The organism is Microbacterium pygmaeum (assembly GCF_900100885.1).
Lineage (GTDB): Bacteria > Actinomycetota > Actinomycetes > Actinomycetales > Microbacteriaceae > Microbacterium > Microbacterium pygmaeum.
This window is the reverse complement of the sequence record NZ_LT629692.1, coordinates 2,274,923-2,301,912: the sequence shown is the minus strand read 5'-3', so window position 1 is coordinate 2,301,912 and position 26,990 is coordinate 2,274,923. Positions and strand designations below refer to the sequence as shown.

The 26,990-nt window shown below is 68.7% G+C and carries 28 protein-coding genes and 2 tRNA genes; 10 read left to right on the top strand and 20 right to left on the bottom strand.

The features are described from left to right. Nucleotide 1 precedes the first annotated feature (1 nt). The 3 genes from BLT19_RS10955 to BLT19_RS10945 all read right to left on the bottom strand — a co-directional run bounded on the left by BLT19_RS10955 (nucleotide 2) and on the right by BLT19_RS10945 (nucleotide 2,809). Nucleotides 2–1,708: an ABC1 kinase family protein gene (locus BLT19_RS10955; protein ID WP_091489821.1), complete on the bottom strand. Its 1,707-nt coding sequence runs from the start codon at nucleotides 1,706–1,708 to the stop codon at nucleotides 2–4. A gap of 50 nt (nucleotides 1,709–1,758) precedes the next feature. Then, nucleotides 1,759–2,364 carry a PadR family transcriptional regulator gene (locus tag BLT19_RS10950; RefSeq protein ID WP_091489817.1) on the bottom strand — a complete coding sequence of 202 codons (606 nt, stop codon included), beginning with the start codon at nucleotides 2,362–2,364 and terminating at the stop codon, nucleotides 1,759–1,761. A 100-nt stretch (nucleotides 2,365–2,464) separates the two neighbouring features. Then, nucleotides 2,465–2,809 (bottom strand): DUF2200 domain-containing protein, encoded by a 345-nt coding sequence (locus BLT19_RS10945; RefSeq protein WP_091489813.1) that lies wholly within the window; start codon nucleotides 2,807–2,809, stop codon nucleotides 2,465–2,467. Nucleotides 2,810–2,844: 35 nt separating this feature from the next. Here BLT19_RS10945 and BLT19_RS17995 point away from each other — a divergent pair, with 35 nt between their 5' ends. Further along, nucleotides 2,845–3,420 (top strand): DUF2510 domain-containing protein, encoded by a 576-nt coding sequence (locus BLT19_RS17995; protein WP_091489810.1) that lies wholly within the window; start codon nucleotides 2,845–2,847, stop codon nucleotides 3,418–3,420. Here BLT19_RS17995 and BLT19_RS17990 read toward each other — a convergent pair. Genes BLT19_RS17990 through BLT19_RS10925 form a run of 3 tightly spaced genes read right to left on the bottom strand, consistent with a single transcriptional unit; the run spans nucleotide 3,386 to nucleotide 5,532 of the window. Next, nucleotides 3,386–4,159 (bottom strand): nitroreductase family deazaflavin-dependent oxidoreductase, encoded by a 774-nt coding sequence (locus tag BLT19_RS17990; RefSeq protein WP_091489805.1) that lies wholly within the window; start codon nucleotides 4,157–4,159, stop codon nucleotides 3,386–3,388. The two genes, BLT19_RS17995 and BLT19_RS17990, sit on opposite strands and share 35 nt — an antisense overlap. A 9-nt stretch (nucleotides 4,160–4,168) precedes the next feature. Continuing rightward, the gene (locus tag BLT19_RS10930) at nucleotides 4,169–4,993 is read right to left on the bottom strand and encodes an SDR family NAD(P)-dependent oxidoreductase (RefSeq protein WP_091489801.1); all 825 of its coding nucleotides are present in this window, start codon (nucleotides 4,991–4,993) and stop codon (nucleotides 4,169–4,171) included. A 44-nt stretch (nucleotides 4,994–5,037) separates the two neighbouring features. Beyond that, complete coding sequence (locus BLT19_RS10925; protein ID WP_091489798.1) at nucleotides 5,038–5,532, bottom strand: metallophosphoesterase family protein; 495 nt, start codon at nucleotides 5,530–5,532, stop codon at nucleotides 5,038–5,040. Nucleotides 5,533–5,613: 81 nt separating this feature from the next. Here BLT19_RS10925 and BLT19_RS10920 point away from each other — a divergent pair, with 81 nt between their 5' ends. Together BLT19_RS10920 and BLT19_RS10915 are read left to right on the top strand one after the other, a co-directional pair. Beyond that, nucleotides 5,614–5,832: a hypervirulence associated TUDOR domain-containing protein gene (locus tag BLT19_RS10920; RefSeq protein WP_091489794.1), complete on the top strand. Its 219-nt coding sequence runs from the start codon at nucleotides 5,614–5,616 to the stop codon at nucleotides 5,830–5,832. A gap of 338 nt (nucleotides 5,833–6,170) precedes the next feature. Continuing rightward, nucleotides 6,171–8,099, top strand: a complete 1,929-nt coding sequence (locus tag BLT19_RS10915) for a DUF4082 domain-containing protein (RefSeq protein WP_091489789.1) — start codon at nucleotides 6,171–6,173, stop codon at nucleotides 8,097–8,099. A 44-nt stretch (nucleotides 8,100–8,143) separates the two neighbouring features. On the opposite strand, the gene BLT19_RS10910 is transcribed toward BLT19_RS10915, so the two are convergent. Both BLT19_RS10910 and BLT19_RS10905 read right to left on the bottom strand, forming a co-directional pair. After that, nucleotides 8,144–9,187 (bottom strand): hypothetical protein, encoded by a 1,044-nt coding sequence (locus BLT19_RS10910; protein WP_091489785.1) that lies wholly within the window; start codon nucleotides 9,185–9,187, stop codon nucleotides 8,144–8,146. Nucleotides 9,188–9,356: 169 nt separating this feature from the next. Beyond that, nucleotides 9,357–9,429: transfer RNA gene (locus BLT19_RS10905), tRNA-Glu, on the bottom strand. A 107-nt stretch (nucleotides 9,430–9,536) separates the two neighbouring features. Here BLT19_RS10905 and BLT19_RS10900 point away from each other — a divergent pair. The 5 genes from BLT19_RS10900 to BLT19_RS10880 all read left to right on the top strand — a co-directional run bounded on the left by BLT19_RS10900 (nucleotide 9,537) and on the right by BLT19_RS10880 (nucleotide 12,617). Continuing rightward, nucleotides 9,537–10,175, top strand: a complete 639-nt coding sequence (locus BLT19_RS10900) for an MBL fold metallo-hydrolase (protein WP_091489780.1) — start codon at nucleotides 9,537–9,539, stop codon at nucleotides 10,173–10,175. Between the two features lie 132 nt (nucleotides 10,176–10,307). Then, the gene (locus tag BLT19_RS10895) at nucleotides 10,308–10,652 is read left to right on the top strand and encodes a PadR family transcriptional regulator (RefSeq protein ID WP_091489776.1); all 345 of its coding nucleotides are present in this window, start codon (nucleotides 10,308–10,310) and stop codon (nucleotides 10,650–10,652) included. Between the two features lie 2 nt (nucleotides 10,653–10,654). After that, the gene (locus BLT19_RS10890) at nucleotides 10,655–11,047 is read left to right on the top strand and encodes a DUF1048 domain-containing protein (RefSeq protein ID WP_091493834.1); all 393 of its coding nucleotides are present in this window, start codon (nucleotides 10,655–10,657) and stop codon (nucleotides 11,045–11,047) included. Then, the gene (locus tag BLT19_RS10885) at nucleotides 11,044–11,859 is read left to right on the top strand and encodes an ABC transporter ATP-binding protein (RefSeq protein ID WP_091489772.1); all 816 of its coding nucleotides are present in this window, start codon (nucleotides 11,044–11,046) and stop codon (nucleotides 11,857–11,859) included. Before BLT19_RS10890 ends, BLT19_RS10885 begins: the two co-directional genes overlap by 4 nt. After that, nucleotides 11,856–12,617: an ABC transporter permease gene (locus BLT19_RS10880; protein ID WP_091489767.1), complete on the top strand. Its 762-nt coding sequence runs from the start codon at nucleotides 11,856–11,858 to the stop codon at nucleotides 12,615–12,617. Before BLT19_RS10885 ends, BLT19_RS10880 begins: the two co-directional genes overlap by 4 nt. A gap of 71 nt (nucleotides 12,618–12,688) precedes the next feature. On the opposite strand, the gene BLT19_RS10875 is transcribed toward BLT19_RS10880, so the two are convergent. The 4 genes from BLT19_RS10875 to BLT19_RS10860 all read right to left on the bottom strand — a co-directional run bounded on the left by BLT19_RS10875 (nucleotide 12,689) and on the right by BLT19_RS10860 (nucleotide 16,967). Further along, nucleotides 12,689–12,958 (bottom strand): HPr family phosphocarrier protein, encoded by a 270-nt coding sequence (locus BLT19_RS10875; RefSeq protein ID WP_091489764.1) that lies wholly within the window; start codon nucleotides 12,956–12,958, stop codon nucleotides 12,689–12,691. A gap of 65 nt (nucleotides 12,959–13,023) precedes the next feature. After that, nucleotides 13,024–15,126, bottom strand: coding sequence for a PTS fructose transporter subunit IIABC (locus tag BLT19_RS10870; protein ID WP_091489761.1), 2,103 nt, complete (start codon nucleotides 15,124–15,126; stop codon nucleotides 13,024–13,026). 60 nt (nucleotides 15,127–15,186) lie between these two features. Beyond that, nucleotides 15,187–16,185: a 1-phosphofructokinase gene (gene pfkB, locus BLT19_RS10865; protein WP_091489757.1), complete on the bottom strand. Its 999-nt coding sequence runs from the start codon at nucleotides 16,183–16,185 to the stop codon at nucleotides 15,187–15,189. After that, nucleotides 16,182–16,967 carry a DeoR/GlpR family DNA-binding transcription regulator gene (locus BLT19_RS10860; RefSeq protein ID WP_091489752.1) on the bottom strand — a complete coding sequence of 262 codons (786 nt, stop codon included), beginning with the start codon at nucleotides 16,965–16,967 and terminating at the stop codon, nucleotides 16,182–16,184. Before BLT19_RS10860 ends, pfkB begins: the two co-directional genes overlap by 4 nt. Nucleotides 16,968–17,064: 97 nt before the next feature. On the opposite strand from BLT19_RS10860, the gene BLT19_RS10855 reads away from it, so the two are divergent. After that, the gene (locus tag BLT19_RS10855) at nucleotides 17,065–17,973 is read left to right on the top strand and encodes an aminoglycoside phosphotransferase family protein (RefSeq protein ID WP_091489745.1); all 909 of its coding nucleotides are present in this window, start codon (nucleotides 17,065–17,067) and stop codon (nucleotides 17,971–17,973) included. Nucleotides 17,974–17,977: 4 nt separating this feature from the next. Here BLT19_RS10855 and BLT19_RS10850 read toward each other — a convergent pair whose 3' ends face one another. The 4 genes from BLT19_RS10850 to BLT19_RS10835 all read right to left on the bottom strand — a co-directional run bounded on the left by BLT19_RS10850 (nucleotide 17,978) and on the right by BLT19_RS10835 (nucleotide 21,492). Continuing rightward, nucleotides 17,978–18,730 (bottom strand): hypothetical protein, encoded by a 753-nt coding sequence (locus BLT19_RS10850; RefSeq protein ID WP_091489742.1) that lies wholly within the window; start codon nucleotides 18,728–18,730, stop codon nucleotides 17,978–17,980. 89 nt (nucleotides 18,731–18,819) lie between these two features. After that, a tRNA-Gln gene (locus BLT19_RS10845) sits at nucleotides 18,820–18,894 on the bottom strand. 76 nt (nucleotides 18,895–18,970) lie between these two features. Then, the gene (gene gltX, locus BLT19_RS10840; protein ID WP_091489737.1) at nucleotides 18,971–20,482 is read right to left on the bottom strand and encodes a glutamate--tRNA ligase; all 1,512 of its coding nucleotides are present in this window, start codon (nucleotides 20,480–20,482) and stop codon (nucleotides 18,971–18,973) included. A gap of 11 nt (nucleotides 20,483–20,493) precedes the next feature. Beyond that, nucleotides 20,494–21,492: a LysR family transcriptional regulator gene (locus tag BLT19_RS10835; protein WP_091489734.1), complete on the bottom strand. Its 999-nt coding sequence runs from the start codon at nucleotides 21,490–21,492 to the stop codon at nucleotides 20,494–20,496. A gap of 57 nt (nucleotides 21,493–21,549) precedes the next feature. Between BLT19_RS10835 and BLT19_RS10830 the strand changes: the two genes are divergently transcribed. Then, nucleotides 21,550–22,644: an aminotransferase class V-fold PLP-dependent enzyme gene (locus BLT19_RS10830; RefSeq protein ID WP_091489729.1), complete on the top strand. Its 1,095-nt coding sequence runs from the start codon at nucleotides 21,550–21,552 to the stop codon at nucleotides 22,642–22,644. Here BLT19_RS10830 and BLT19_RS10825 read toward each other — a convergent pair. From BLT19_RS10825 to BLT19_RS10810, 4 genes are read right to left on the bottom strand one after another with little or no spacing between them, the layout of a single operon-like run. Continuing rightward, nucleotides 22,634–23,878, bottom strand: coding sequence for an MFS transporter (locus BLT19_RS10825; protein WP_091493831.1), 1,245 nt, complete (start codon nucleotides 23,876–23,878; stop codon nucleotides 22,634–22,636). The two genes, BLT19_RS10830 and BLT19_RS10825, sit on opposite strands and share 11 nt — an antisense overlap. 5 nt (nucleotides 23,879–23,883) lie before the next feature. Continuing rightward, a complete protein-coding gene (locus BLT19_RS10820; protein WP_091489724.1) occupies nucleotides 23,884–24,648 on the bottom strand; it encodes a fumarylacetoacetate hydrolase family protein in 765 nt (254 codons plus the stop codon). A gap of 22 nt (nucleotides 24,649–24,670) precedes the next feature. Next, nucleotides 24,671–25,777, bottom strand: coding sequence for a branched-chain amino acid aminotransferase (locus BLT19_RS10815; protein WP_091489719.1), 1,107 nt, complete (start codon nucleotides 25,775–25,777; stop codon nucleotides 24,671–24,673). Nucleotides 25,778–25,825: 48 nt separating this feature from the next. Further along, nucleotides 25,826–26,893, bottom strand: a complete 1,068-nt coding sequence (locus tag BLT19_RS10810) for a 3-isopropylmalate dehydrogenase (protein ID WP_091489714.1) — start codon at nucleotides 26,891–26,893, stop codon at nucleotides 25,826–25,828. Nucleotides 26,894–26,990 lie beyond the last annotated feature (97 nt).

Below are 26,990 nucleotides of genomic sequence, written 5' to 3'. Positions count from 1 at the left end.
ACTAGAGCCCGGGGCCGCGACGCCCGAGAACGCCCGCGAAGAACGCGTACAGCAGCGGTACGACGGACGCGATCATCAGCACCGTTGCGAAGACGACGTCATCGGGACGCAGAACCGCGCCGGCGATCAGCAGGGCGGCGAAGACCACGGCGGCCAGGAGCCGGCGGCCCATCCGCTCGACCCCGGCGATCCGTCGTTCCAGGCGGGGGTTCTGCACGATGACGCGGCCGCTCTCGATGCGATCGCTGAGCTCGTCGAGACGCTGCGGAAGGCGCGCGAGCGTACTCGCCACCGACGCCGCCTGCGTGGCGAACCCCTGCACGAGGTTGCCGCTCTCCTCGCGGATCAGACGATTGGCATACGGCTCGACCGCGTCCCAGATGTTGAACCGCGGATCCAGCGCGCTGCACATACCGGACGTCAGCGACATCGCCCGCACGATGAGCAGGAAGTTCTCCGGAAGCTGGAACGGCAGCGATCGGATCGTGTCGCCGAACTCCACCGCGAACGCGCGGAACTCGCGCGGATCCACCTCCTGCAGCTCCGCGAAACCCATTCCCCCGAAGCGGGCGAAGAGCTGGGTCATCGCCCGTTCCAGCTCCGAGGTGTCCGCGGACGGGAGGAAGACCCCGACGTCGCGCATGCCGTCGACCATCCCCTTGCCATCGCGCGACGCGGCCGCGATCAGAATCCTGCGAAGCCCACGTCGAAGGCCGTCCGGCACCTCCCCCATCATCCCGAAGTCGATGAAAGTGAGCCGCCACGGTCGCGCCGCGGTATCCGTTCCATGGACTTCGGACACGGGCGTCACGAAGATGTTGCCGGGATGCGGATCCGCGTGGAAGAACCCGTCCGCGAAGAGCTGATCGAACATCACCGCAGCGAACTCCGCAGCCACCGCTGCGGGGTCGATCCCCGCCGCGCGCAGCGCGTCCACATCGTTGATCTTGATCGCCGTCACGTCCTGCAGCGTCAGCACGCGACGGGTCGTGCGCTCCCAGACGACATCCGGAACCGCGACCCGCCCGTCGCCGGCGAAATCGGCGGCGAAGTGCTCGGAGTTGGCCGCCTCATGGAGATAATCGATCTCCTCCAGGCTGGTGGCGGCGAACTCCTCCACGAGCGACTGCATGTCGACACGGTCGGCCACCAGCCGGACGCGGCTGAGCCAGACGGCGACTTTGCGAAGCGCCCGCAGATCGACATCGACGATCGAATCGATCCCCGGTCGCTGGATCTTGACGACGACATCGCTCAGCCCCGTGTCTTCGGCATCCGGGGCGCGGAGCCGTGCGCGATGCGCCTGCCCCAGGGATGCCGCGGCCAGCGGCGTCGGATCGACCCACGCGTACGCCTGCTCGAGCGGGACGCCCAGCTCCGCCTCCGCCTGCAAGCGGATTGCGGCGAAGTCGACGGCGGGAACCTCGTCCTGGAGTCCTTCGAGCTCTTTGGTGATCTCGGGCGGCAGCACGTCCAGACGTGCCGACATGAATTGCCCGACTTTGATCATCAGGCCGCCGAGATCGATCGCGAGCACCCGGAAGCGCTGTGCGATCCGCTGCAGCCGTCGAGCGCGGTGGCGTGCCGACACGCGCGCGAGGCCGATGCGAGGCAGAAAGAGCTCGAACCACCACGCCTGAACGAGGTAGCGCGCCGCGAACCGCGTGATCCTGCGGTAACGCGCGCCCATGGCGCCGGCGTCGGTCATCGGTTCTCCTTGACGCCGGCGCTGGGGTCGGGACCGGCCGCCGACAGCGGTCAGTCCTGAGCGAGGATCGAGAAGAGCTTACGGCGCGCTTCGTCCAGGACGTCCACGGCCTGCTTCACCTGCTCCGGGCTGCCGGAACGCCCCACCTGAGCCACGGCCGATGCGAGATCCACCCCCGCCTTCGGCAGCGCTCCGGCACGGCCGCTCTCACGCGAACCGCTGGTCTCCCACGGGGCGGACTTTCCCGAGTCGGCGCCGGCCACCGCGCGACCCTCCTCGGTCAGCGAGTAGGTCTTGCGGCCGTCGGACTCCTGCGCGCTGATGAGGCCCTCGTCGGTCAGGAGCTGGAGCGTCGGATAGACCGAACCGGGACTCGGCTTCCACGATCCGTTGCTGCGCTCCTCGATCTCACGGATGATCTGGTAGCCGTGCATCGGCTTCTCCGCCAGCAGCGCGAGCACGGCGGTGCGGACGTCACCGCGGCCCATGCGACTGCCGCCGGCCCCGGCGCCGACCTTCTGCTCGAACTGGCCGCGCAGCTGCTCCATCGCCTGCCAGATGCTGTCCATCGGCCAACCCTGACCGCCGCCGCTCGCGGCACCGCCGCCTCCACTGTTACGACCCGAGAACGCGTCTCCCAGGAATGAACCACTCATGATGTCCTCCTCTGCGCCGGACCGCGGTCGGTCAGCGATACATAACGATATATCGCTGAGGCTGGATGCGGGCAGTGAATTCCGCCCGAATCCGACGCGCTCATGCGACGCGCAGGACCTTGCTCATGGCCTTGCCGCGCGCCAGCTCGTCTACGAGCTTGTCGAGGTATCGGATCTTCTGCATCAGGGGATCGTCGATGTCCTCGACGCGCACGCCGCAGACGACGCCCGTGATCAGCGCGACGTCCGGGTTCAGATGCGCCTCTGCGAAGAACTGCTCGAAGGTCGCGTTCTCATCGACCTGCCGTTGCAACTGCTCCTGGTCGAATCCGGTGAGCCACCGGATGACCTCGTCGACCTCGCCCTTGGAACGGCCTTTGCGCTCGACTTTCGCGATGTAGAGCGGATACACCGCGGCGAAGGGAGTGCCGAAGATCCTGTGCATACGCGCAAGCGTAATCCTGGGCTTACCCTCGATCCATGACCACGGGACCGGATGCGGGCTGGTACGACGACGGCCACGGCAAGCAGCGCTGGTGGGATGGCACGCGGTGGACTGAGCAGTTCATCGACCTGCGGGAACACGACGTGGAACTGCGGACCGGCGCCCTGTCGGCCAGCGGCGCGGCCGCCGCGGGCTGGTACGACGACGGTCGGGGCCGTCAGCGCTGGTGGGACGGGTCGAGATGGACGGATGCCGCGCGCTTCAGCGGCTCCGAGGAGGCCTTCGCCGGCATCGTCGTGGACGGCCGCTGGATCCACTTCGGTGCACTCAGCGAACCGGTCGCGGGGGCGATCGCGTCGCACGAGAGCGGCGACGAGTTCCTCCGCCGTGGTCGGCTCGGCAAGCCAGCCACCGCCCGCTCCCTATACGGAGCGTGGGGTCAGATCACGCCGCGTGTCCTGCCGAAGGCCGTCAACCCGCACGCGAACTACCTCCTGGTGGAGGTGGCCGGTCAGCACTGGCTGGCGCAGGTCCCTCCAGGGGAGGATGCGCGAGCACGTCAGTTCACGTCGTGGATCAACTCGGTCTCTCAGCACTACCGCTACCGCTGAGATCAGTCCCCGTGGCCGGCGGCGTTCTGCGCAGCACGATCGCCGCCGGCATCCGCTTCACGATCGATCCGAACGGCCGTTTGGCGAGCAGGTACGCCTCGGCGGGGTCGATCACCCGTGGTGACGTGGTGGACTGCGCCGCGCCTCGCCAACCGATGGTCGCGCCACCGGATGCCAGGACGTTGCGGCTCCAGTTGGTCTCGGCTCCCCACGGCAGGCCGATCATCAGGATCGCCGAATCGGTCGTCGGGATCACGGCGACCGGCGTTGCGTAGTGGGCGCCGGATCTCCGGCCCTGGTGGTGCACGATCGCCCAGAGCGGGAACCACGACCGCCCCGCGAGTGCGTTGGCGATCGGCTCCGTCATCGTGATGAGCGCACGCCGTGGGGCGGCCTCCGATCCGGTGGCGCCACCGCCGCGCAGTCCACGCAGACCACGACCGCCGCGCAGCACGTCACCGAAGTGGTAGACCAGGACACCGGCCATGCCGACGGCGCCGATCGCCGCGGCGAGCCCATCGCCGCGGGTGTGGATGCCACGGCGGAGCACCCACGTTCCGGCGACCGTGTTGATCGCGCTCCAGCCGATGTTCTCCAACGGCCCCGACATGCCCTCGCCCGGTGGATCGGCGAACGGCGTCGGGAACTGCTTGCCCTGATAGCCCTGCACCGCGTGCGGCACGGCATTGGCCAGGAGCGCGGCGCCCGCGGCGCTGCGCAGGATCGAGAGGAGCGACATGCGCACAGACTAGGCCAGCCCGACCATCTCGGCACTGCGGTCCCAGAGGATCTTCGCAGCCGCGGGATCATCGGCGATGCGGTTGGTGCGCCCCACCCGGTTGTCGGAGTAGAAGGCGCCGAGCTCCCAGTCCACGCCGGGCTTGCCCAGGGCCAGCCACGTCAGACGGGATCCGCCCACGTCGGTCGAATCCATGAGCCGCTTGGTGAGCGGATTGGTGTACATGAATCGCCACGGTCCTTTCGCGCCGGCGGCGAAGCTGCTGCCGATGACGCCGGGGTGAAAGGACACCGCGCTGATCCCGGCATCCCCGAATCGGCGGTTCAGCTCCTTCGTGAACAGGATGTTCTCGAGCTTCGCATTGCCGTAGGCCGAACCTGCGGAGTACTTCTTCTCGCCCTGCAGATTCTCCAAGTCGAACTTCGCAAAGCGTCGCGCCGCCGCGCTGGAGGTCTGGATGACTGTCGCCCTGCTGTGCACAAGGCGCTCGAGGAGCAGGTTGGTCAGCAGGAATCCGCCCAGATGATTCACCTGGAACGTCAGCTCGTACCCGTCCATCGTCAGCGCCCGGTCGCCGAAGACGCCCCCGGCGTTGTTGGCGAGGACGTCGATCCGCGGGTATGCATCCAGCAGCGCTGCCGCGAGTTCGTGCACCTGCGACAGGTCGCTGTAGTCGGCGATGTAGGAGTCCACTCCGAGTGGTCCTGCCACGGCCGCGGTCTTGCGTGGATCACGCCCGACGATCACGACGGTCTCGCCCGCTTCGTGCAGTTGGCGGGCGGACGCCGCGCCGATGCCGTCGCTTGCTCCGGTGATGACGATGGTGCGTGACACGAGGCTCCTCGGATAGGTCGGTGGGTCGGGCAAGCGTACGCCGGTCACACCTCGACGAGGGTCACACCCGTCAGTTCTCCCCCGGTGATGACCGCCGTCATCACCGTGTGATGCGGCTGCCGGCGACGATCCGTCGGAGAACCGGGGTTGAGCAATCGCAGCCTGCCGGGCGTGGTGGTGTCCCACGGGATGTGACTGTGTCCGAACACGAGGACGTCGACGTCCGGATAGTCCGCGTCCATCCGCAGCTCTCGGCGCTGCGCCGGTCCGGTCTCGTGCACGACGGCGATCCGCACACCGTCGACGGTGCGCTTGGCCACCTCCGGCAATCGCGCGCGCAGGTCGGGGCCGTCGTTGTTCCCGTAGACACCCATCACCTCGGCGTGCTGCTGGAGTTCGTCCAGGACGGATGCCGCGACCCAGTCCCCTGCGTGGATCACCAGATCCGCGGCATCCGCCGCACGGAGCACGGGGTCGGGGAGGCGCCGGGCACGACCGGGGATGTGCGTGTCGGAAAGGAGCAGCAGACGCGTCGTCACAGCCCGATTCTCGCGGACATGTCAACCCCCGGCGCCTGGACGCCCGCGAGCGCAGGATGGTGTGCGAACGGAGGACGGTTCATGACGAGGGATCTGGCCAAAGGCGACCGGGTGAGCTGGAACACGTCGCAGGGTCGCACGCTGGGCGTGATCGTGGAGAAGAAGACGAAGGACTTCGAGTTCGCCGACCAGAAGTTCACCGCGTCCAGCGACGAGCCCGCGTACATCGTGGAGTCCGAGAAGACCGGCGCGCATGCCGCGCACAAAGGCGGCGCACTGCGCAAGCTCGCTTCTTCCTAAGACGGCATCCACAGCAGGTGGCCGCCACTTCGTCGTGCAGTGTCCCAAGCGACGCCCGATCGGATGCATCCCGCGCCCAATATCACGCGGGAACGCATCTCCTGTTCACATTCGTCACACGTTGCTCATCCGTTACCTCTAGGATCACTGCTAACACGACGATCGGGAAGCCGGTTTCCAGAGGTTGAGGAAATCGTCGACCCGCCGACGTGCGCATACCTCGTAGGTCGAGTAGCCGCTTCCTCCTCGAGGACGTTCCAGAGCTTCATCCCGCACTCAGGGCGCACCCGGCGCCCTCCGTCCTGATCACCCTGCTCTCCACGCCACGAGGAAACGCGATGACCACTCCCGACGCCCCCACCGTCACGACTCCGCCGCGCATGCACGACCGCCGACGGAGGCGGTTCGCGATCGCCGCAGTCTCGCTCGCCGCCACGATCGCGGCGAGTATCGCTGCGCCCGCAGCCGCGTCCGCCGCGGCGCCGGTGGGGGTGATCTCCGACACGAGCACTCCGCAGATCCTCGCGCACACCGACACGAGCAAGGCCGAGCTCGGGCTGACCTTCTCCCCCACCACGACCGGCACCCTCTCCGGTGTGCAGTTCTACCAGAACGCGACCAACTCGGGCGTCACGAGCGCATCGGTGTGGTCGAGCACCGGCGCGCTGCTGCAGCGCGTCACGGTGAACCCGTCGGCGCCGGTCGGCTGGCGGACGATTCCCGTGAACGTCGAACTCGCCGCTGGTTCCACCTACACCGTGAGCGTCTTCGATTCGAACGGACGCATGCCGGTCAGCGCTGATGTGTTCGACCGGGCGCGGACTGTGGAGGGCATCGCGCTCGCCAAGGATGCGGGCGTCTACCGATACCGCAGCACGAGCGCATTCCCCTCCGACGGGGCCGATGCGCACAGCTTCCTGGTGGATGTCGTGTTCACGAGCACCGCGGACACCGCGATCAGCCCTCCGACCCCTCTGCCCACGGTGCCGGCCGTTCCGGAGCCGACCCCGACGACGGAGCCGCCGGCAGAAGAGCCGGAGCCGCCGGTCGTTGCCGAGCCCGAGCCGACCGCCGCGCCGTCGCCCGAGCCTCCGGCTTCCCCGTCGCCCGAGCCGTCCGTGGCACCGCCCGCGCCCTCGGCCGCACCGACGGTCGCACCGCCCGCTCCCTCGCCGAGCCCCAGCGTGGCGCCGGCCGCACCCGATGCAGCGCCCAGCCCCGCGCCCGCGCAGCCCGCGGTGTACGGGCCGAACGGGACTCACTGGCCGCAGAGCACGCCCCGCGCCGACGCCGCCCGACGCGTGAACGTCGCGGCAACGTGGACGGCCATCTCCACCGCCATCGTCGCGGCCGCCAAGACGTCGGATCCCGTCGTCATCTGCGTCGCGCCCGGCACCATCGCCGGCGGCAACGGCGCCACGTCCAGCGCCAAGGGCGTGCTCCAGAACATTGGCAGTGCGACCCGCTCCTCTCGCATTCTCGTGAGCGCCTGCACCGGCGTGGGTACCGTGAAGATCGGCGCCGGATCGGGCGTCTCCTTCGTCGGCGTCAACGGCGTGTCGATCATCGGCATCGACTTCTCCGCGCAGCCCGTGATGATCCGCAACTCCGAGTCGATGGCGATCGGCTACTCGAAAGTCCCGCGACTGCTGATCACCGCCAACGGCGGCAACGGCGTGAGGAACGTCGAGATCGTCGAGGTCGTCGCCGGACCCGAGGCCGTGCACGGCGTGGACTACGACCGCGTCGAGGTGAAGTCCGCCGGCGGGTACAGCGTCGACGGTCTGCGATTCTCCGGCTTCTACGCCGCGCCGCACTACAAGCTCAACGGCGCCACCGGCCACTGCGACACCTTGCAGTTCGTGACGACCTCGGGCAGCGGCACGATCGGGAATGTGACCATCGAGGATTCGGTGCTGTTCCAGTCGTCGGATCAGGGCATCATGGCCGGCGGCAACAGCGGCGGATCGATCACGCATTCGGCGTTCTTCGGCGGCGCGACCGGTCAGCTGCGCTACCCGATGTTCTCCGGAGGGGACCCGATCAGCCTCGCCAACATGCTGCACGGCACGTGGACGGGCGTTCGCGTCTCGGACTCGCTGGTGGCGGGCTCCATCTCCCCCGCCTATTCGTTCACTCAGGTGCTGAACTCGCTGAGCACGTCGGCCCGTTCAGGCTTCAGTGCACTCGGCGGCGTGACCGTCTCCGATCTCGATCGGCTCGCACCTCTGCCGACGACGGCTCGACTCGCCGCGATCTGGGGATGATCCCGGCGGCGTGACGAGAACGCCTGATGAGTGGGTGTCACCACTCATCTCGCGCCGAGCACGGTGCAGTCAGGGCCGCTCATCTCACCGGGTGAGAGCGTGTCCAGTACCGATACCGACCACCACTGCGGTGTGTCGTCGCACAGCTCGCGTGAGGTGACGTCATCGGTGGAGACGAATTGCGCGGTCCCCCACGGGTCGGGAACGAAGACGCCGTTCGAACCTTGCATGAGGACGAAACCGGGCTGGGCAGGGGCGCCGTCGATCGAGACGAGTTCGAGCGGCGCGAACCGGATCGGCTGGGTCAAGATCGTGATGCCGAACAGTGTGACGAACCCGATGATGCCGACGAAGGCCAGCCGGGTGATCGATTTCGACCGTGGATCGTTGATCGCGACCGTTCGGGCGTTCCACTCGTCGGCCACGGCTGCGAACGGCTTGGGTTCGGTCTGGATCGCCTGCTCGACCGGGGTCGGCGGCACTGAGCCGGGCGAGATCAGCCGGAGCATGGCGCGCCCTTGCGCCCAGAGTGTGCGCAGGACGGAATCGGTCGGCGGTTTGGCATGCTGCAGAACCGTCTTGATCGATTCGGCGGTGAGCGGTTCCTCCGGTGTGCGGTACCTGTGCATCACGGTGATTCCGATCACGATGAACACGACGACCAGTCCCGCCAGGAGTACCCAGGGCGCCGTGCAGAAGATCACGGCCCCCAGCAGCACCACCATCGCGGTGCCGACGACCCGTGTCCAGAAGTTGTAGTCGGAGTCGAATACCAGAGGCATTGCCGCCACCATGATGCCCACCATGATGTAGATCGCGAGGTTGAGCAGCACGACCACGAGCAGACCGCCGAAGGTGAGGTTCTGGGCCACCGCAACGGCGAGACCGACGTCTCCACGCACCTGCACGAAGAGGTTGATGGTGATCACCAGCACGCCGATCAGGGGCAGCTTGGTCAGCGTGTTCTTCACGAAGGCTGCACGCACACCCGCGTGCTCCTGCGCCTCCGCCGCGAGGTCGCGCGCGGGCCGCGGTCGCGACTGCGCGCCCAGCGCCCGCGCCTTCGCGGACGCATCGTCCTTCGTCATGGGTCCATCCCCCCTCGAGGGCATCCGTGACCCGACGCCGTCGCTCAACGCTAGGGCAGAGATCGACTGCCGTCACTGCCTGAGACGATCCGGATTCGATGCATTCCGGCGGGCGCCGGCTCCCTGGTGCCGCAAAAACCCCCGGGCATGACCCGGGGGTTTTCGTTTGTGACCCCAGCGGGATTCGAACCCGCGTTACCGCCGTGAGAGGGCGGCGTACTAGGCCTCTATACGATGGGGCCGCACAAGACAACCGTATAAGTATGCCATGTGGCCGCCGCCGTGGACAAATCGTCGCGGGCCCGTCAAGCGGTTGCTCAGCAACGGTTCGGACCGATTGACTCGAGGCATGCGAGTCACCAAGCACGAACACGCCGCACTGACCATCCGCGACTCCGGGAACACGCTGATCATCGATCCGGGATCGTTCACCTCACCCCTCGATGACCTCGGTGACCTGGTCGGGATCGTGATCACCCACGAGCATGCCGACCATTGGACACCCGATCACCTCGACCGTCTGCGCAAGTACGCGCCGGATGTGCCGATCTACGGCCCGGAAGGAGTCGTTCAGGCCGCCGCAGGGTACGAGATCACCGTCGTGCACCCCGGCGACACCCTGGCACTGGACCCGTTCGCGCTCACCTTCTTCGGCGGAACACACGCCGTCATCCACGAGAGCATCCCCGTCGTCGACAATGTCGGGGTGCTGGTCAACGGCGACTTCTACTACCCCGGAGACTCCTACGCGGTGCCGAAGGGCGTCGATGTGAAGCTGCTGGCCGCCCCCGTGGGCGCGCCGTGGCTGAAGATCGGCGACGCGATGGACTTCGTCCTCGCGGTGAAGCCCCGACAGGCGTTCGCCGCGCACGACATGACGCTCTCGGTGATCGGCCGCAACATGGGGCGCGCACGGCTGCGCTGGGCGACCGAGCAGAACGGCGGCGAGTTCTTCGACCTCGAGCCCGACGAGTCGATCGACATCTGAGTCGGTCGACCGGAAGCGGATGCCGTGGCCCATCGGGTCGCGGCATCCGCTTTTCGATGCTTGCATCTCTGGTACTCAGCGCTACTATGTAGTGGTAGTCAGTATCACTGAGTAGTGGACGGAAGTGCAGCTATGGGCAAGCAGGCGACCGAGATGCTCAAGGGCACCCTCGAGGGGATCGTGCTCGCGATCCTCGCACGCCAGCCGGCGTACGGGTACGAGATCACGACCTGGCTGCGCGATGAAGGCTTCGCCGACATCGCCGAGGGCACCATCTACGCGCTGCTGATCCGGATCGAGCAGAAAGGCCTCGTCGACGTCGAGAAGGTGGCGTCCGAGAAGGGCCCGCCGCGCAAGGTCTACTCGCTCAGCGCGGCAGGAACCGACTACCTCGATGAGTTCTGGGGGACGTGGAGCTTCCTCCAGGAACGCATCGACAAGCTTCGCACCGAACAGCTCCCTGAAGGAGGCAAGTGATCATGTCGGCCAAGACGACCGCAACGAAATGGCTCGAGACCCTCACCGGCTCGCTCGAGCAGAAGAAGCAGTACAAGCAGAGCATGGCGCGCATGGACGCGCTGCCCGAGCCGTACAGAGTCGCGGCGAAAGCGTATCAGCGGTACTTCATGTACTACGGCGGCTACCTCGACGGCGAGACCCTCGTCACGATGGTCGGCGACCTGGCAGACCTCTGGGAGCGGGCGGCCATCGACGGCACGCCGATCCGCGAGATCGTCGGCACGGATCCGGTGGAGTTCGGGGAGAGCTTCGTGCAGGCCTACGCAGGCCGACAGTGGATCGACAAGGAGCGTGCCCGGCTGAGCGATGCGATCGCGAATGCCGAGAACGCAGAAGGGTCGTCGGACTCATGAGCGACGTTCCCGTCTCCGTACCGGCGATCCGTGTGCGGGGCCTGGAGAAGTCCTTCAAGGAGCTGCAGGTCCTGCGCGGCGTCGACTTCGACGTGGCGCGGGGCACCATCTTCGCGCTGCTGGGCTCCAACGGTGCCGGCAAGACCACGGTGGTGCGCATCCTCTCCACCCTGCTGAAGGCGGATGCCGGTACGGCGTCGGTCGGCGGATTCGACGTCTCGACGCAGCCCCAATCCGTGCGCGAGACGATCAGCCTCACCGGCCAGTTCGCCGCGGTGGACGAGGTGCTCACCGGCCGCGAGAACCTGATCCTCGTCGCGCGGCTGCGCCACCTCGCCGACCCCGGCCGGATCGCCGACGACCTGCTCTCACGGTTCTCCCTCACCGAGGCCGGAGGGAGGCGCGCCGGCACCTACTCGGGCGGCATGCGGCGTCGCCTCGACATCGCGATGAGCCTCATCGGCGACCCGCCGGTGATCTTCCTGGACGAGCCGACGACGGGCCTCGACCCGCAGGCGCGCATCGAGGTGTGGAACACGGTGAAGACGCTCGCCGAGCGTGGCACCACCGTGCTCCTGACGACGCAGTACCTGGACGAGGCCGAGCAGCTGGCCGACCGGATCGCCATCCTGCATCAGGGACGCATCCTGGTCGACGGCACCCTGGGCGAGCTCAAGCGCCTTCTGCCCCCCGCTCAGGTCGGGTACATCCAGAAGCAGCCGAGCCTGGAGGACGTCTTCCTCGCCCTCGTCGGCGAGGACTCCGCAACGGGATCGGGCACCGCCGGCGGCGGCGCGAAGGAGGAATCATGACCACGCATTTCGTCGGCGACACGGCCGTGCTGACCGGCAGGTCGCTGCGCCACATCCTGCGCAGCCCCGACACCATCATCACGACGGCGGTCACCCCGATCGCACTGATGCTGCTGTTCGTCTACGTGCTGGGCGGTGCGATCGACACCGGCTCGTCGTCGTACATCGACTACATGCTGCCGGGCATCCTGCTGATCACCATCGCGTCCGGCATCGCCTACACGTCGTATCGCCTCTTTCTGGACCTGCAGAGCGGAATCTTCGAGCGGTTCCAGTCGATGCCGATCGGGCGATCGAGCTCGCTGTGGGCCCACGTGCTCACCTCACTCGTGGCCAACGTCGCCTCGCTCGTGATCGTGATCGGCGTGGCGCTGCTGATGGGATTCCGCACGGGCGCAGGAGTGCTGGCGTGGCTGGCGGTCGCCGGCATCCTGATCCTGTTCATCCTCGCCCTGACCTGGGTCGCGGTGATCGCGGGGCTGTCGGCGAAGACGGTCGACGGAGCGAGCGCGTTCTCGTACCCGCTCATCTTCCTTCCGTTCGTCAGCTCAGCGTTCGTCCCGACCGACACGATGCCGGCGCCGGTCGCCTGGTTCGCCGAGAACCAGCCGGTCACCCCGATCGTCAACACGATCCGCGCGCTGTTCGCCCAGCAGCCGGTCGGCGCGGAGATCTGGATCGCGCTGGCCTGGATGCTCGGCATCCTGATCGTCGCCTACCTGGGTGCGATGGCGATCTACCGGCGGAAGATCAGCTGAGCCGCTTCCCCACGACGACGGATGCCGCGGACCGACAGGTCCGCGGCATCCGTCGTCGTCCGTCGTGGCGACTACTCGGCGTCGAGGTCGGTCTCCAGAAGTGCCACGAGCGAGTCCAGGGCCGCATCGGCTCCATCGCCCTCCGCCTTGAGCGTGACGACGGTGCCGTGGGAGGCGCCGAGGCCCATCAGCGACAGGATGCTGCCGGCGTTCAGATCCTTCCCGCCCTCGACGGCGATCGTGACCGGCACCTTGGTCTCCTGCACCGCCTGCACGAAGAGCTTCGCGGGCCGCGCATGCAGCCCGGAGCTGCTCGCGATGGTTGCCTGACGTTCTGCCATGGGTGTTCCTTTCATCGAAGACGACTGACTCCAGCATTCCGCAGTTGGCATGCGGATGCCAGGGCTCAGGCGATCGCGGGTGCGGCCGTTCCCGAGCTGGCGGTGGCTGGAGCCTCGAACGGGGTCTCGGCCTCGGCCAGTTCCTTCGGCGCGATGAAGCGCTTGAACCCGACCACCAGGAATGCCGACACCAGCACGCCCGCGATCAGCGCCACGAGGAAGCCCCAGATGGGCTGGATCGCGAAGAGCACGAAGATGCCACCGTGCGGCGCGTAGGACTGCACGTTGAACACGAAGCACAGCGCACCGGTCACGGCGCCGCCGACCATGGAGGCCGGGATCACGCGGAGCGGATCGGCCGCGGCGAACGGGATCGCACCTTCTGAGATGAACGACGCGCCCAGCAGCCAGGCCGCTTTGCCGTTCTCGCGCTCCTCCGGCGTGAACAGCTTTCGGGCGAGGATCGTCGAGGCCAGCGCCATGGCCAGCGGCGGAACCATTCCGGCGCACATCACGGCACCCATGATCAGCAACGGGGCGGGGTTGTCGGCGGAGCCGGCAGCCAGGCCGGCAACGGCGAACGAGTACGCGACCTTGTTGACGGGGCCACCCAGATCGAAGCACATCATCAGACCGAGGATGATGCCCAGACCGATGGCGGCGCCGCCGGACTCGGTGAGGCTCGTCAGCCAGTCGGTCAGCCACTGCATGAGGGTGGCGATCGGACGACCGAGGAACAGGACGAGCAGGCCGGAGGCGACGATGGATCCGACGAGCGGAATGATCACGACCGGCATGAGGCCCCGTAGCCAGCGCGGCGCGGGAAGGCGTCCGAGCCACCACGCGACCACGCCGGCGAGCAGACCGCCGACGATCCCGCCGATGAAGCCCGCGTTCATGAGCACGGCGACCGCACCGGCGACGAATCCGGGAGCGATGCCAGGTCGGTCGGCGATCGCGAAGGAGATGTACCCCGCCAGAGCCGAGACCAGGAAGCCCATCGAGGTCGCGCCGATCATGAAGAACACCGAGCCGAGATACTGGCCGAGCGGTCCGAAGTCGGACGTGATATCGGTGGTCGGGAGGTCCCAGAGCGAGTTCTGCGTGATGATCGTCGACGCGTTGGTGGTCACCTCGTAGCCGCCCAGGAGGAAGCCGAGTGCGATGAGCAGACCGCCGCCCGCAACGAACGGGATCATGTAGCTGACACCGGTGAGCAGGATGCGCTGGATGCGCGCACCGAACGAGATGTGCGCCGTCGAGGCCGCTGCGGCGGCGCCCGCGGTGCCGCTCACGCGTGCCGCGTTGGGGTTCTTCGCTGCGGCCACCGCCTCCCCGATCATCTGGGAGGGCTGCTCGATGCCGCGCTTGACGCCCGAGCGGACCACCGGCTTCCCCGCGAAGCGCTGCTGTTCGCGCACGTCCACGTCGGTCGCGAAGATGACGGCGTCGGCGTTGTCGATGACCTCCTGGGGCAGCGCCTGATAGCCGCTGGAGCCCTGCGGTTCGACGACCAGGTCCACTCCGTCCTTCTTGCCGGCGGCGGTGAGCGCGTCGGCGGCCATGAACGTGTGCGCGATGCCGGTGGCGCAGGCGGTCACTGCGACGATGCGAGCGGGACGCCCGTCGATGCGCAGACCCGCGTCGACGGGAGATGCGGCCGGAGCAGCAGCCGCGGTCGCGGGCGCCGGAACGGACGCAGCCGGTGCGGCCTCGCCCTCGCCGATCGCGTCGCGCACGATGGCGACGACCTCGTCGGCGGTGGAGGCCGCGCGCAGGCCGGCGGTGAAGTCGTCCTGCATCAGGCTCCGGGCGAGTTTGGAGAGCACCGCGAGGTGCGCTTCTGCGGCGCCGTCCGGCGCAGCGATCAGGAACACGAGATCGGCCGGACCGTCCGGCGCCCCGAAGTCCACGCCCGGCGCCAGCCGTGCGAACGCCAGTGACGGCTGGGTGACCGCGGCGCTCTTCGCGTGCGGGATGGCGATGCCGCCCGGCAGGCCGGTCTCGTCCTTCTGCTCGCGCGCCCAGGCGTCCTGGAAGAGGGCCTCGGGATCGGTGGCGCGTCCCTGCGCCGCGACCCGCGCCGCGAGGGCGCGGATCACGGCCGCCTTGTCGGCCCCGAGCGGTTCGTCGAGACTGACGAGCTCGGGGGTGATGGACTGTGACACGGTGACCTCCTGTGGTCTGTGTGGTGAAGGGGGTGGCCAGGGGCGCTCGGAGCCGGTCGGCTACGTTCGCGCTCCGAGCCCGAGGGGACGAACGATGACCTCGCCGGACGGCAGATCATCAGGTGTGGGGGCTTGCGTGCCGGGAAGGGATGCCGCGGCGGCGCCGTACTGCACGGACCGCCGCAGCGCCTCGGCGGGTCCGGCGCCGCTGACGTCGCCGAGCAGGTAGCCGGCCAGCGAGCTGTCACCGGCGCCGACCGTGCTCACGACGCGGATCCGCGGTGGGACGGCGACCCAGGCGCCCTCCGAGGTCACCAGGACCGCGCCGTCGGCGCCGAGCGTGACCAGCGCAGCCGCGACGCGGGCGGGGACGAGCGCCTGAGCGACGGGAAGCACCGCGTCGGCGAGGATGCCGCCGGCCTCGAGCTCGATGCCGGCGAGCTCGGCGAGTTCCTCGTCATTGGGCTTGATCAGGTCGGGCGACGCGTCGTAGACCACCGCGCGCAGCGCGGCGCCCGATGTGTCCACCGCAACGCGAGGCGACCCGATCCCCCAGCGAGCGCGTACCGCGCGGATGATCTCGACGTACAGCGAATCCTCCGCGCCCGGAGGTAGGGACCCGGCCAGGACCAGCCAGTCCGCTCCCTCCGAGGCGGCGACCACGGCGGCGATCAGATCCTCGACACCAGCCGGCGTCAACGCTGCACCCGGCAGGTTCAGCTTGGTGGTCACTCCAGCGGGGTCGGTGATCGTGAGGTTGGCCCTGCTGTGACCGTCGATCGGAACGGGCAGCGCGGGCACCTTCGCTGCACCGAGCGCCGTGGCGAAGGGATCGTCAGCGGCGAGTGGCAGGACCGCCACCGTCGAGACGCCTGCCGCGGCGACGGCGCGCGAGACGTTGATCCCTTTTCCACCGGCGTCTTCACGAGCGGATGCCGCGAGCTGAACCTCCCCGGGTCGCAGGGCATCCGTCAGAGCGATGGTGCGATCCAGCGACGGGTTGGCCGTGAGGGTGACGATCCGGGGCTGTGATCCCGATCCCACGTTGGTCGTGCTCATGGGAGAAGCACCTCCACATCGACGGCGGCGAGTGCATCGGTCAGCTCGGCATCCGGCGCGGCATCCGTCACCAGCACGTCGATCTCCGCCAGCGACGCGAAGCTGACCAGAAGCTCTCGACCGAGCTTCTCTGCATCGGCGACGACGACGACCCGCCGTGCCGACTGGACGATGGCGGACTTCACTGCGGCCTCGTCGGGGTCGGGCGTGCTCAGCCCGAACGTGGCCGAGATGCCGTTGGTGCCGAGGAAGGCGATGTCCGGCCGCAGCCGTTGGATGGAGCGCACCGTATCGGCGCCGACCGCAGCAGCGGTCGTCCCGCGCACGCGTCCGCCGATGACGGTCAGTTCGGCGTCGCGCACGTCGGCGAGGGCGTGTGCGAGGGTCATGGCGTGGGTGACGACCTCGGCCTGACCGCCGGTGGCGGCCAGGTGGTCTCCGAGTTGCGCGCCGATCGCGGACGTGGTCGTTCCGGCGTCCAGGAAGAGCGAGCCGCGGAACCGGTCGCCGAGCAGTTCGAGCGCCCGCCGGCCGATGGCCGCTTTGGCGCCGCTGCGACGATGCGCACGCTCCGCGAGCGTCGGCTCGGTGGTGCTCTGGCGCTCCCGCAGCACTGCGCCTCCGTGCACGCGGTGCAGTGCCCCGGCGATCTCCAGCTGCGCGAGATCGCGGCGAACGGTCTCGGTCGTCACGTCGAAACGTCGTGCGAGGGCGACCACGCTGACGCGGCCGTCATCGAGCAGCATGCGCTCGATCAGATCCTGGCGCTCCATTGCGTACATGCGATTCCTCCGTGAATTTCCCACAGAGTACAACACAGAACAACACAAACACAACTGCCATCCGCATTTTCGTCTTGCGGGTGGCTATCCTCGGGGCATGGCGGACAAGCCCGCGGCCGAGCGGTCGATCGACGAAGCACTGGTGCGAGCCCTGCTGATCGAGCAGGCGCGCGCCGTCGTGCCCGAGGCGGGGACCGCGACGCTCACGCACGCCGAGGACGGCTGGGACTGCTCGGTGTGGCGGTTGGGTGATCGGTGGGCGGTGCGACTCCCCCGTCGTGAACTGGCCGCACCGCTGGTCCGGCACGAACAGGCAGTGCTCGGCGACATCGCGGCGCGCATTGAGGCGACCGGCGTCGGGATCCCCGCGCCGGTGCTGGCCGGACGGCCGGGACACGGCTATCCGTGGTCGTGGTCGGTGGTTCCGTGGTTCGAAGGCAGCACGGGGTTGAGCGTGCCACTGCGTGAGCGACGTGGCTGGGCGAGACGACTGGCCGACGCGCTGGGCGCGCTGCACATGCCGGCCCCCGATGATCATCCGGTCAATCCGGTGCGGGGCGTTCCGCTGCGACAGCGGGCCGATGCCGTGGCGGTCCGTTTCGAGTCCCTGCGTGGTCGGGCTGATCCCGACGCGCTGAGCCGGGCGCACGCAGCCTGGCGGGCTGCGCTCGAGGTGGAACCCTGGCGACGAGGGCCCGTCTGGGTCCACGGTGACCTGCATCCCGGCAACCTCGTGGTCGCGGGAGGGGAACTGGTGGCGATCATCGACTTCGGTGACGTCACCGGCGGCGACCCGGCGTACGATCTCGCGGTCGCCTGGCTCGCATTCGACGCCCCGGGTCGTCGGGCATTCATCACGGCGACCGGGTCGCGGTATGACGGCGCCACCTGGGTGCGCGCTCGCGGGTGGGCGGCGGCGACCGCGGCGATCCTCCTCGACCAGAGCGATGACAATCCCGATTACGCGCGACTCGGATCGGACGCGCTGCAGGAATTGCTCAACTGAGCGCTCAATGCCGGCGCGCGGTGCCGCTCTGCGCCTCGGCGATGCTCACGTCGACCACATCGCCGTGCAGAGCCAGCCGGACGACACTGCCGACGGGGAGGTCCAGGCCGTCCAGCCCGGGCATGCCCGGGTAGATCATCATGTCCACGACCGGATCCAGTCCCACAGGGACGCAGCGACCGTCGGCCCAATCCTGCACGGAGAACATCAGACATCGGGAGCCGTCGGAGGCGCCGGCGGACCAGATCTTCACACCGTGGAACTCCTCGTGCCGGCGCACGGTGTCGATGTCGACGTTGAACCATCCGAGCATCTGGCGAGGCTCCACATCGTCGGCGGTCACATTCGCGACGACCCGCAGCGAGGCGTCGGCGTTCGGCGGCAGCACTGTGGCGATGACGAATGCGACGGCCAGGACGATCGCCCCGACGCCGACCACCGCCCACAGCGGGATACGACGCCACCACGGCCTGACGGGCGCTGATCGCACCGCCGCATCCGGTTGCGCGGGCGGAGTCTCGGAGGAAGCGGGCTCGATGACCGGCGCCTCAGCAGCGGCGGGATCCAGCCCCGGGTTCGGCGCGGGCGCGAGCGAGGTCGAGGCGGGAAGCAGGTCGGTGCGTGCGAGATCCTCCAGCTCATGCAGGCGCGCGAGAGCATGTTCGTCCGAGTGGATGTCGGCGCGGGGACCATAGGCGCGGGCACGCAGGTCGTCGAGCTCGCGCCTTCGCTCTGGCGTCAGAGCCGGGGCATCCATTCCACCATTATCACCGCGGAGGAGCCGGGGAAGGCCGCGGTCGACTTCCCGCAGAACCACAAAACCCCCGCCTGAGCGGGGGTTCTTCGTGGCTGGGGTACCTGGACTCGAACCAAGAACAAAGGTACCAGAAACCTCCGTGTTGCCAATTACACCATACCCCAAGGCGCTGAACCGAAGTCCGTGCCGAGGGTCAAGTCTACGCGACGCGAACGGCCCCGCCAAACCGAGCGGCGAGGCTCACCCCGCTCGGAAGGCGTCGAACGCCGCAAGCCGTCGGATCGACTCGGCCTTGCCGAGCAGTTCCATCGATTCGAACAGCGGCGGCGAGACCCGTCGTCCGCTGACGGCGACCCGCAGCGGCCCGTATGCGACCCGGGGTTTGAGCGCCAGACCTTCGATCAGAGCGGTCGAGAGTGCTTCCTGGATCGCAGCGGCCGTGAATGCGCCCTCGGGGATCGCTTCCAGCGCACCCACCGAGGCCGCCAGCACCACGCCCGTGTTCTCCGGCAGCCCGGCGAGGGCGTCATCCTCGTAGAAGATGTCGTCGGTGAAAAGGAAGCGCAGCAGCCCCGGCGCATCCCCCAGCAGGGGCAGCCGTTCCTGGATGAGCGGCGCCGCCTTCTCGAGGAGATCGGCGTCAGCGTCGGCGAGCGGGACGGTGAGCACCCCGGCGGACGCGAGGTAGGGCACGATCCGCTCAGCGAAATCAGCGGCCTCCAGCATCCGGATATGGTCGCCGTTGATCGACTCGGCCTTCTTCTGATCGAAGCGGGCCGGGTTCGGGTTGACGTCGGCGATGTCGAACGCAGCGACCATCTCGTCGAGCGAGAAGACGTCCCGATCGGAGCTGAGCGACCAGCCCAGCAGGGAGAGGTAGTTCAGGAGCCCCTCGGGGATGAAGCCCTTCTCGCGCTGGAGGAACAGGTCGGCTCGCGGATCCCGCTTGGAGAGCTTCTTGTTGCCGTCACCGAGGACGAGCGGCATGTGACCGAAACGGGGCACGAACTCCGTCACCCCCGCATCGATCAGTGCGCGGTACAGCGAGAGCTGCCGAGCGGTGGAGGGCATCAGATCCTCTCCGCGCAGCACGTGCGTGATGCCCATGAGGGCGTCATCGACGGGGTTCACGAAGGTGTACAGGGGGATCCCGCCGGCGCGGAAGATCACGAAATCCGGGAAGGATCCGGCGGGGAAGGTCACCTCGCCGCGCACGAGGTCGACATACGTGAGGTCTTCGTCGGGCACACGAAGGCGGTATGCGGGTTCGCGTCCCTCGGCACGGAACGCCGCGCGCTGCTCGTCGGTGAGGGTGCGGTCGAAATTGTCGTAGCCGAGCTGTCGCGCACGGCCGGCGGCGTCGTTGCGGGCGTCGATCTCCTCGGCGTTGGAGTAGCTCTCGTAGACGGCGCCCGCATCGATGAGCTTCGCCAGCACCTCGCGGTAGAGGTCGAAGCGCTCGGACTGGCGGTACGGCGCATGCGGTCCGCCGACCTCGACGCCCTCGTCCCAGTCGATCTTCAGCCACCGCAGGGCGTCCAGCAGCTGCAGGTAGCTCTCCTCGCTGTCGCGGGCGGCATCGGTGTCCTCGATGCGGAAGACCAGCGTCCCCCCGTGATGGCGTGCGTACGCCCAGTTGAACAGCGCGGTGCGCACGAGGCCGACGTGGGGCAGGCCGGTGGGCGAGGGACAGAAGCGCACACGGACGTCGGCGCCGGAGGCCGTCGTGGTGCGGGGATCGGGAGTAGGCATCGCCTTCCAGCTTAGTTCGCGGATGCCTCGGCCACCGGGCTCGCATGCGCCAGCACGCCCGTCAGCGTGAGCAGGGTGGCGCGCACCGCCGGGACCCGCTCGGCGCCGTGGGCGGTCACGACGTGGAGCGTCCGCGCCTCGCTGCGCGGCAGCGGCACGGTCACGATGCCGGGAAGGGGCGGGAAGGAGTCCACCGCCATCCGCGGCAGTGTCGCCACTCCGATCCCCTGCGCGACGAGTCCTTCGACCGCGACGAAGTTGTCGGTCTCGAAGCCGATCCGCGGGATGAAGCCCGCCCGGCCGCAGACCTCGAGAAGGTGGCCGCGGCAGCGCGGGCACCCGGCGATCCAGTTCTCTTCTGCGAGCACCGGGAGATCGAGGGCCTCTCCGTCAGCTCGTTCTGTTGCGGCATGCCCGGCGGGCAGCACGACGAGGAGGTCGTCGGTGCCCACGGCGCGGACGGCGAGTCCGCTCGCACTCGCACCGTGCGGGTCGTCCCGGTCACCCGGGTAACTGAAGGTGAGCGCGATGTCCGCGCGGTCCCCGCGCACCGCCTCCACCGCCTCCGGCGGCTCGGCCTCCACATAGGTGATCGTCACACCGGGGTGATGACGGGCGAGGTCGGCCAGCAGCCGTGGTACCACCGTCGGCGACGCGGAGGGGAAGCCGACGAGCCGCACACGTCCGGCGCGCAGGCCGCGAAGCTCCGCCAGCTCGCCGGCCGCCGCGTCCAGCGCCGTGGTGACAGCGGGCGCGTGTCGCGCGAGAATCCGTCCGGCCTCGGTCAGCCGCACGGAGCGGCCGACGCGTTCGACCACCGCCACGCCCAACCGCTGTTCGAGTCGCTTGATGTGCTGACTCACTGCCGGCTGACTGTAGCCCAGGAGCGCTGCCGCCGCCGTGATCGACCCCTGATCACCGATGGCCTTGACGACGCGCACCGTCAGCGCGTCGAAGTCCGAGTCCTCGGGAGCGGAATACGTCACATTGCAATCATAAGCGCAGAGCATGATTCGGATTGGAAACCTGCCCTGGACGAATTCCTCATCCGCCCGCACGCTGGATGTATGACCGCGATCGTGTCTCCAGGATCCGTGCCGGCGGCGCCTCCCGTATCGACCTTCTCGGACGCCGGATCGCAGTTCACCGGCGGTCGTGGCTACCTGGCCGCCTGCACGATGGGCCTGCCGAGCCTGGCCACCCGGGCCGCGGTGATCGCCGACCTCGATGCCGCGGCATCCGGTTCCGCGACGGGCGCGCACTACACGGCGGTCGTCGAGCGCACCCGGGCATCGTTCGCGCGACTCGTCGGCGTGGATCCCTCGCACGTCGCCATCGGCTCGCAGGCATCGGCGTTCGCGGGCCTTCTGGCGACGTCCGTGCCCGATGGCGCCGAGGTGCTGTGCGCCGAAGGCGACTTCTCGTCGATGGTCCTTCCCTTCGTCCATGCCGGACGCGGCGTGCGGCTGCGCAGCGCGCCGTTTCCGGAGTTGGCGGAAGCGATCACCGCCGACACGTGGCTCGTGGTCTTCTCGATCGTCCAGTCCGCGACGGGCGAGGTGGCCGATGCCGCGGCGATCCGGGCTGCCGCTGCGAACGCCGGCGCACGTACGCTGTGCGACGCGACGCAGGCCGTGGGATGGCTTCCGGTGGACGCCGCGCAGTACGACGCGGTGATCTGCCACGCGTACAAGTGGCTGTGCGCTCCCCGCGGCGTCGCGTTCCTTGCGATCTCCGAAGACTTCGGTCGCAGCATCCGACCCGCCTTCGCCGGCTGGTATGCCGGCGCTGATCCGTGGTCATGCTGCTATGGCGCGGAACCGGCGCTCGCCGCCGACGCCTCCCGGTTCGACCTCTCCCCCGCCTGGCAGGCCTTCGTGGGCGCCGAGCCCGCACTCGAGCTGTTCGCGGCACTCGACCCCGCAGCACTGTACGTGCACGCGACCTCGCTCGCAGCGCGGTTCCGATCGGCGATCGGGATCGCCGAGCCGGACCGTTCCAGCGCCATCGTCACATGGGACGACGCAGACGGTGCCGACCTCGCGCGCCTGACGGTGGCGGGGATCACGGCCTCGGGCAGGGCAGGTCGGGCACGCGTCGCGTTCCACGTGTTCAACGATGAGCAGGACGTTCAGGACGCCGTCGTCGCACTCAGGCGCTGAGCTGCTGCCGACCCGCGGTCATCGCCGCGCGTCCGAGCGGCGCGAGCGCCACCACCGCCACCACCGCGACGCTCACCAGGAGCGACAGACCGCCGTACCCGATCCACCCGAGGATCACGCCGGCCAGGATCGCCCCGATGGCGCCGACCATGCTCATGGTGAAGTCGCTGAGTCCCTGTCGCCGGGTGCGCCGCGCCTCGGAGGACGCCTCGGTCAGCAGGGCGGACCCGGCGACGGTGGTCGCGCTCCAGCCGAGTCCCAGCAGGGTGAGTCCGATGGTGACCGCGCTCGTGGAATCCTGCCCGAAGGACGCCGTCACCAGTGCCGCGGCGATGAGCAGCTGCCCGAGGAGGATCGTCGCGATGCGGCCCAGGCGGTCGGCGAGGATGCCGAAGACCGGCGCCAGCGCGTACATTCCGGCGATGTGCAGACTCAGGGTGATGCCGATGATCGTCAGTGTCGCACCGTGATGCAGCAGGTGCACCGGCGTCATCGCCATCACCGCGACCATCACGCCGTGGGCGGCGGCGACGGCGAAGATGGCGTACCGGGCCACGCGCGCCTGGTCGGGTTTCGCGATGCGCTCGGCGGTGGAGCGAGCGGATGCCTCGGCGACCACGCGCTGCGCTGTCAGCAGCGGATCCGGCCGCAGCGCCACAAGGTACAGCGCGATGCCCAGCGTCTGGCCGACGATCGTGAAGACGTACGGTCCGGTGAGCGGGGGCATGCCGATCGCATCGCCGAGCAGTTCGCCCGGCCCGGTGAGGTTCGGGCCGAGCACCGCACCGATCGTGGTCGCCCAGACCACGATCGACAGGTCGCGTCCGCGCGACGCATCGGTGGCGAGGTCGGCCGCGGCGAAGCGGGATTGCAGGTTCGCGGCCTGTCCCCCGCCGACGAGGAGGAACGCGACCAGGAGGAGCGGGAAGGATCGCACGCTCGCCGCGAGGACGACCAGCGTCACACCGACCAGTGCGAGCAGCATGCCGGTGGACAGGGACAGCCGGCGACCGCGACGGCGAGCGAGCCCCGCCAGCGGGATCGCGATCAGCGCGGTGCCGAACGTGACCGCCGCTGCGGCCAGGCCGGAGAACGTCTCATCCCCGGAGACGTGGGCCGCCAGCACCGCTCCGAGCGAGATGGTCGCACCGAAGGCGACGCCGCCGAGGACCTGTGCAGTCGACAGCACGCCGATCGTGCGGCGCTGAATGCGCGCGACGTCGGCGGCTGTCAGTGCGCTCACGCGTCGCGGGCGGTGTTCCGCAGCGTGCCGAGTCCGGAGATCTCGACCTCGATCGTGTCGCCGGCGACGAAGGCACCGACCCCCGACGGCGTACCGGTGAGGATGACATCCCCGGGAAGCAGGGTGAACGCCGCGGAGGCGTACGCGATGATGTCGGCGACCGAGTGGATCATGTCCGTGAGGGGGGCGCTCTGCGCAACAGTGCCGTTCAAGCGTGTCTCCAGCGTGGCGCCCGCCACGTCGAAGTCGGTCTCGATCGCCGGGCCGAGGGGGCAGAAGGTGTCGAAGCCCTTCGCCCGCGCCCACTGGCCGTCGCTCTTCTGCAGGTCGCGGGCGGTGACGTCGTTGGCGATCGTGTAGCCGAAGACCACCTCGGACGCGCGTTCGGGTGCCACGTTCTTCGCGATCGAGCCGATCACCACGGCGAGTTCGCCTTCGAACGAGGTGAAGGAGGACTGCGGCGGTCGGACGATCGAGTCGCCCGGGCCGATGACGGACGTGTTCGGCTTGAAGAACAGCATCGGCTCGGCAGGGACCTGGTTGCCGAGCTCCTCCGCGTGCGCGCGATAGTTGCGCCCGACGGCGATGACCTTCGAGCGCGGGATCACCGGCGCCAGCAGCACCACCTCGCCCAGCGGTATGCGTTCGCCGGTCGTGTCGAATCCTGCGAACATCGGGTCACCGTCGAGGACGACCAGATCGGTGTCATCGACGATGCCGTAGCGGATGGCGTCCTGGTGGCTGAAGCGTGCGATCCTCACCGTTCCAGACTAGCCACGTCGGTCAGGCATCCAGGCGCAACAGCCAGCCGTGCTTGTCCTCGGCGCGACCGTACTGGATGTCGGTGAGCTCCTGACGAAGCTCCAGGGCGAGCGTGCCCAGCGGCTGCTCGTCGAAGAAGTCCTTGCCCTTGAGCACACCGATCGGTGTCACGACCGCCGCTGTTCCGCAGGCGAACACCTCGACGATGTCGCCGGATGCCACGCCGGAACGCCATTCGGCGAGCGAGACCGGGCGACCCTCCACCTTGTGGCCGCGGTCGCGCGCCAGCTGCAGGATCGAGTCGCGGGTGATGCCCTCGAGGATCGACGGCGACTCGGGCGTGACGACAGTCCCGTCCTTGTAGACGAAGACGACGTTCATGCCCCCGAGCTCTTCCACGTTGCCGTCCGAGTCGAGGAAGACCACCTGGTCGCACTCGTTCTCGTACGCCTCGGCCTGCGGGAGCAGCGAGGCGGCGTAGTTGCCGCCGGTCTTGGCTGCACCCGTTCCGCCCTTGCCGGCGCGCGCGTAGTCCTCGCTCAACCAGATGGAGACGGGCTGGACGCCGCCCTTGAAGTACGCTCCGGCGGGTGAGGCGATGACGTAGTAGTTGACCTTATGCGCGGGCCGGACCCCCAGGAACGCCTCCTTGGCGAACATGAACGGACGCAGGTACAGGCTCTGGTCCTCGCCGCTCGGAACCCAGGCGCCGTCGACGGCGATGAGCTCCTGCAGCGACTGGATGAAGTACGACACCGGGAGTTCGGGGAGGGCGAGCCGGCGCGCGGACCGCTGCAGGCGACGACCGTTCTGATCGGGGCGGAAGGTGTGCACCGAGCCGTCGGCGTGACGGTAGGCCTTGATCCCCTCGAAGATCTCCTGCCCGTAGTGCAGCACCGCGGCGGCGGGGTCGAGCGTGATCGGACCGTAGGGCTGGACGCGCGGGCGATGCCAGCCGCCGCCCACCGACCAGCAGATATCGACCATGTGGTCGGTGAAGCTCTGTCCGAAGCCGGGGTTCTGCAGGATCTCGTCGCGCTGCGCGGGGCTCTTCGCGGCGAGATTCTTGGTCACGGCGAACTCGAGCGGTGCGAGTCCGGTGTCGGGGTCGATTCCGATGAGGGTCATGTCACATCCAAGCGGGTCATGCGCCCACGCGGTGGGCGAGGTTCCAGGTTACGCCCGCAGTCGCGCGACGATCGCGTCGCCGATTGCTGCGGTGGAGCGTGCCGTGTCGCCTCGAACCGCGATGTCCTCCTCCACAGCGCGGGTGACGCGCTGCGATTCGTCGGCGAGCCCGAGATGATCGAGCAGGAGTGCGACGGAGAGGATCGCGGCCGTAGGGTCGGCCTGCTGCTGCCCCGCGATGTCGGGCGCTGAACCATGAACAGGCTCGAACATCGACGGGAACGCGCCATCCGGGTTGATGTTCCCGGACGCTGCGAGACCGATGCCACCGGTGACGGCGCCGGCCAGGTCTGTCAGGATGTCGCCGAAGAGGTTGTCGGTGACGAGAACGTCGAAACGGGACGGGTTCGTGACCAGGAAGATCGTTGCCGCGTCGACGTGCAGATAGTCTACGGCCACGTCCGGGTGCTCCTGCGCCACGGCATCCACGATCCGCTTCCAGATCCCGCCGGCGTGCACCAGGACGTTCGTCTTGTGCACGAGCGTGAGCTTCCTGCGGCGTCGCTCGGCGAGAGCGAAGGCGTAGCGGACGACGCGCTCCACGCCGAACGCGGTGTTCACCGATGTCTCGTTCGCGATCTCGTGCGCAGTGCCGCGCCGGATCGATCCGCCGTTGCCGACGTACGGGCCCTCGGTGCCCTCGCGGACCACGACGAAGTCGATGTCGCCGGGTTCGGCGAGCGGTCCCGGCACGCCGGGGTAGAGCTTCGACGGACGCAGGTTGACGTAGTGGTCCAACTCGAACCGCAGCTTCAGCAGCAGGCCGCGCTCGATGTTCGCGTCCTTCAGACGTGGGTCGCCTGGGACCCCTCCCACGGCGCCGAGGAGGATCGCGTCATGGCTCGCGATGGCGGCGAGGTCGTCATCGGTGAGCGTGTCACCGGTCTCGAGGTAGCGTGCGGCTCCCAGTGAGAAGCGGGTGGACTCGAATCGGATGCCGGAGCCGTCGGTCACGGCATCCAGCACTTTCTCCGCCTCGGCGATGACCTCGGGACCGATGCCGTCCCCCGGGATCACGGCCAGCCTGACGGTCCTGGTCTCCTGCGCGTCCGACATCCGACTCCTTTTGCGTATCCAGTCTCGGCATTCGCAACAACGATAGCGGCCGGGGGTTGCGGCACCCCGCGCCGAGCCGGCGCCGAGTGCACGACCT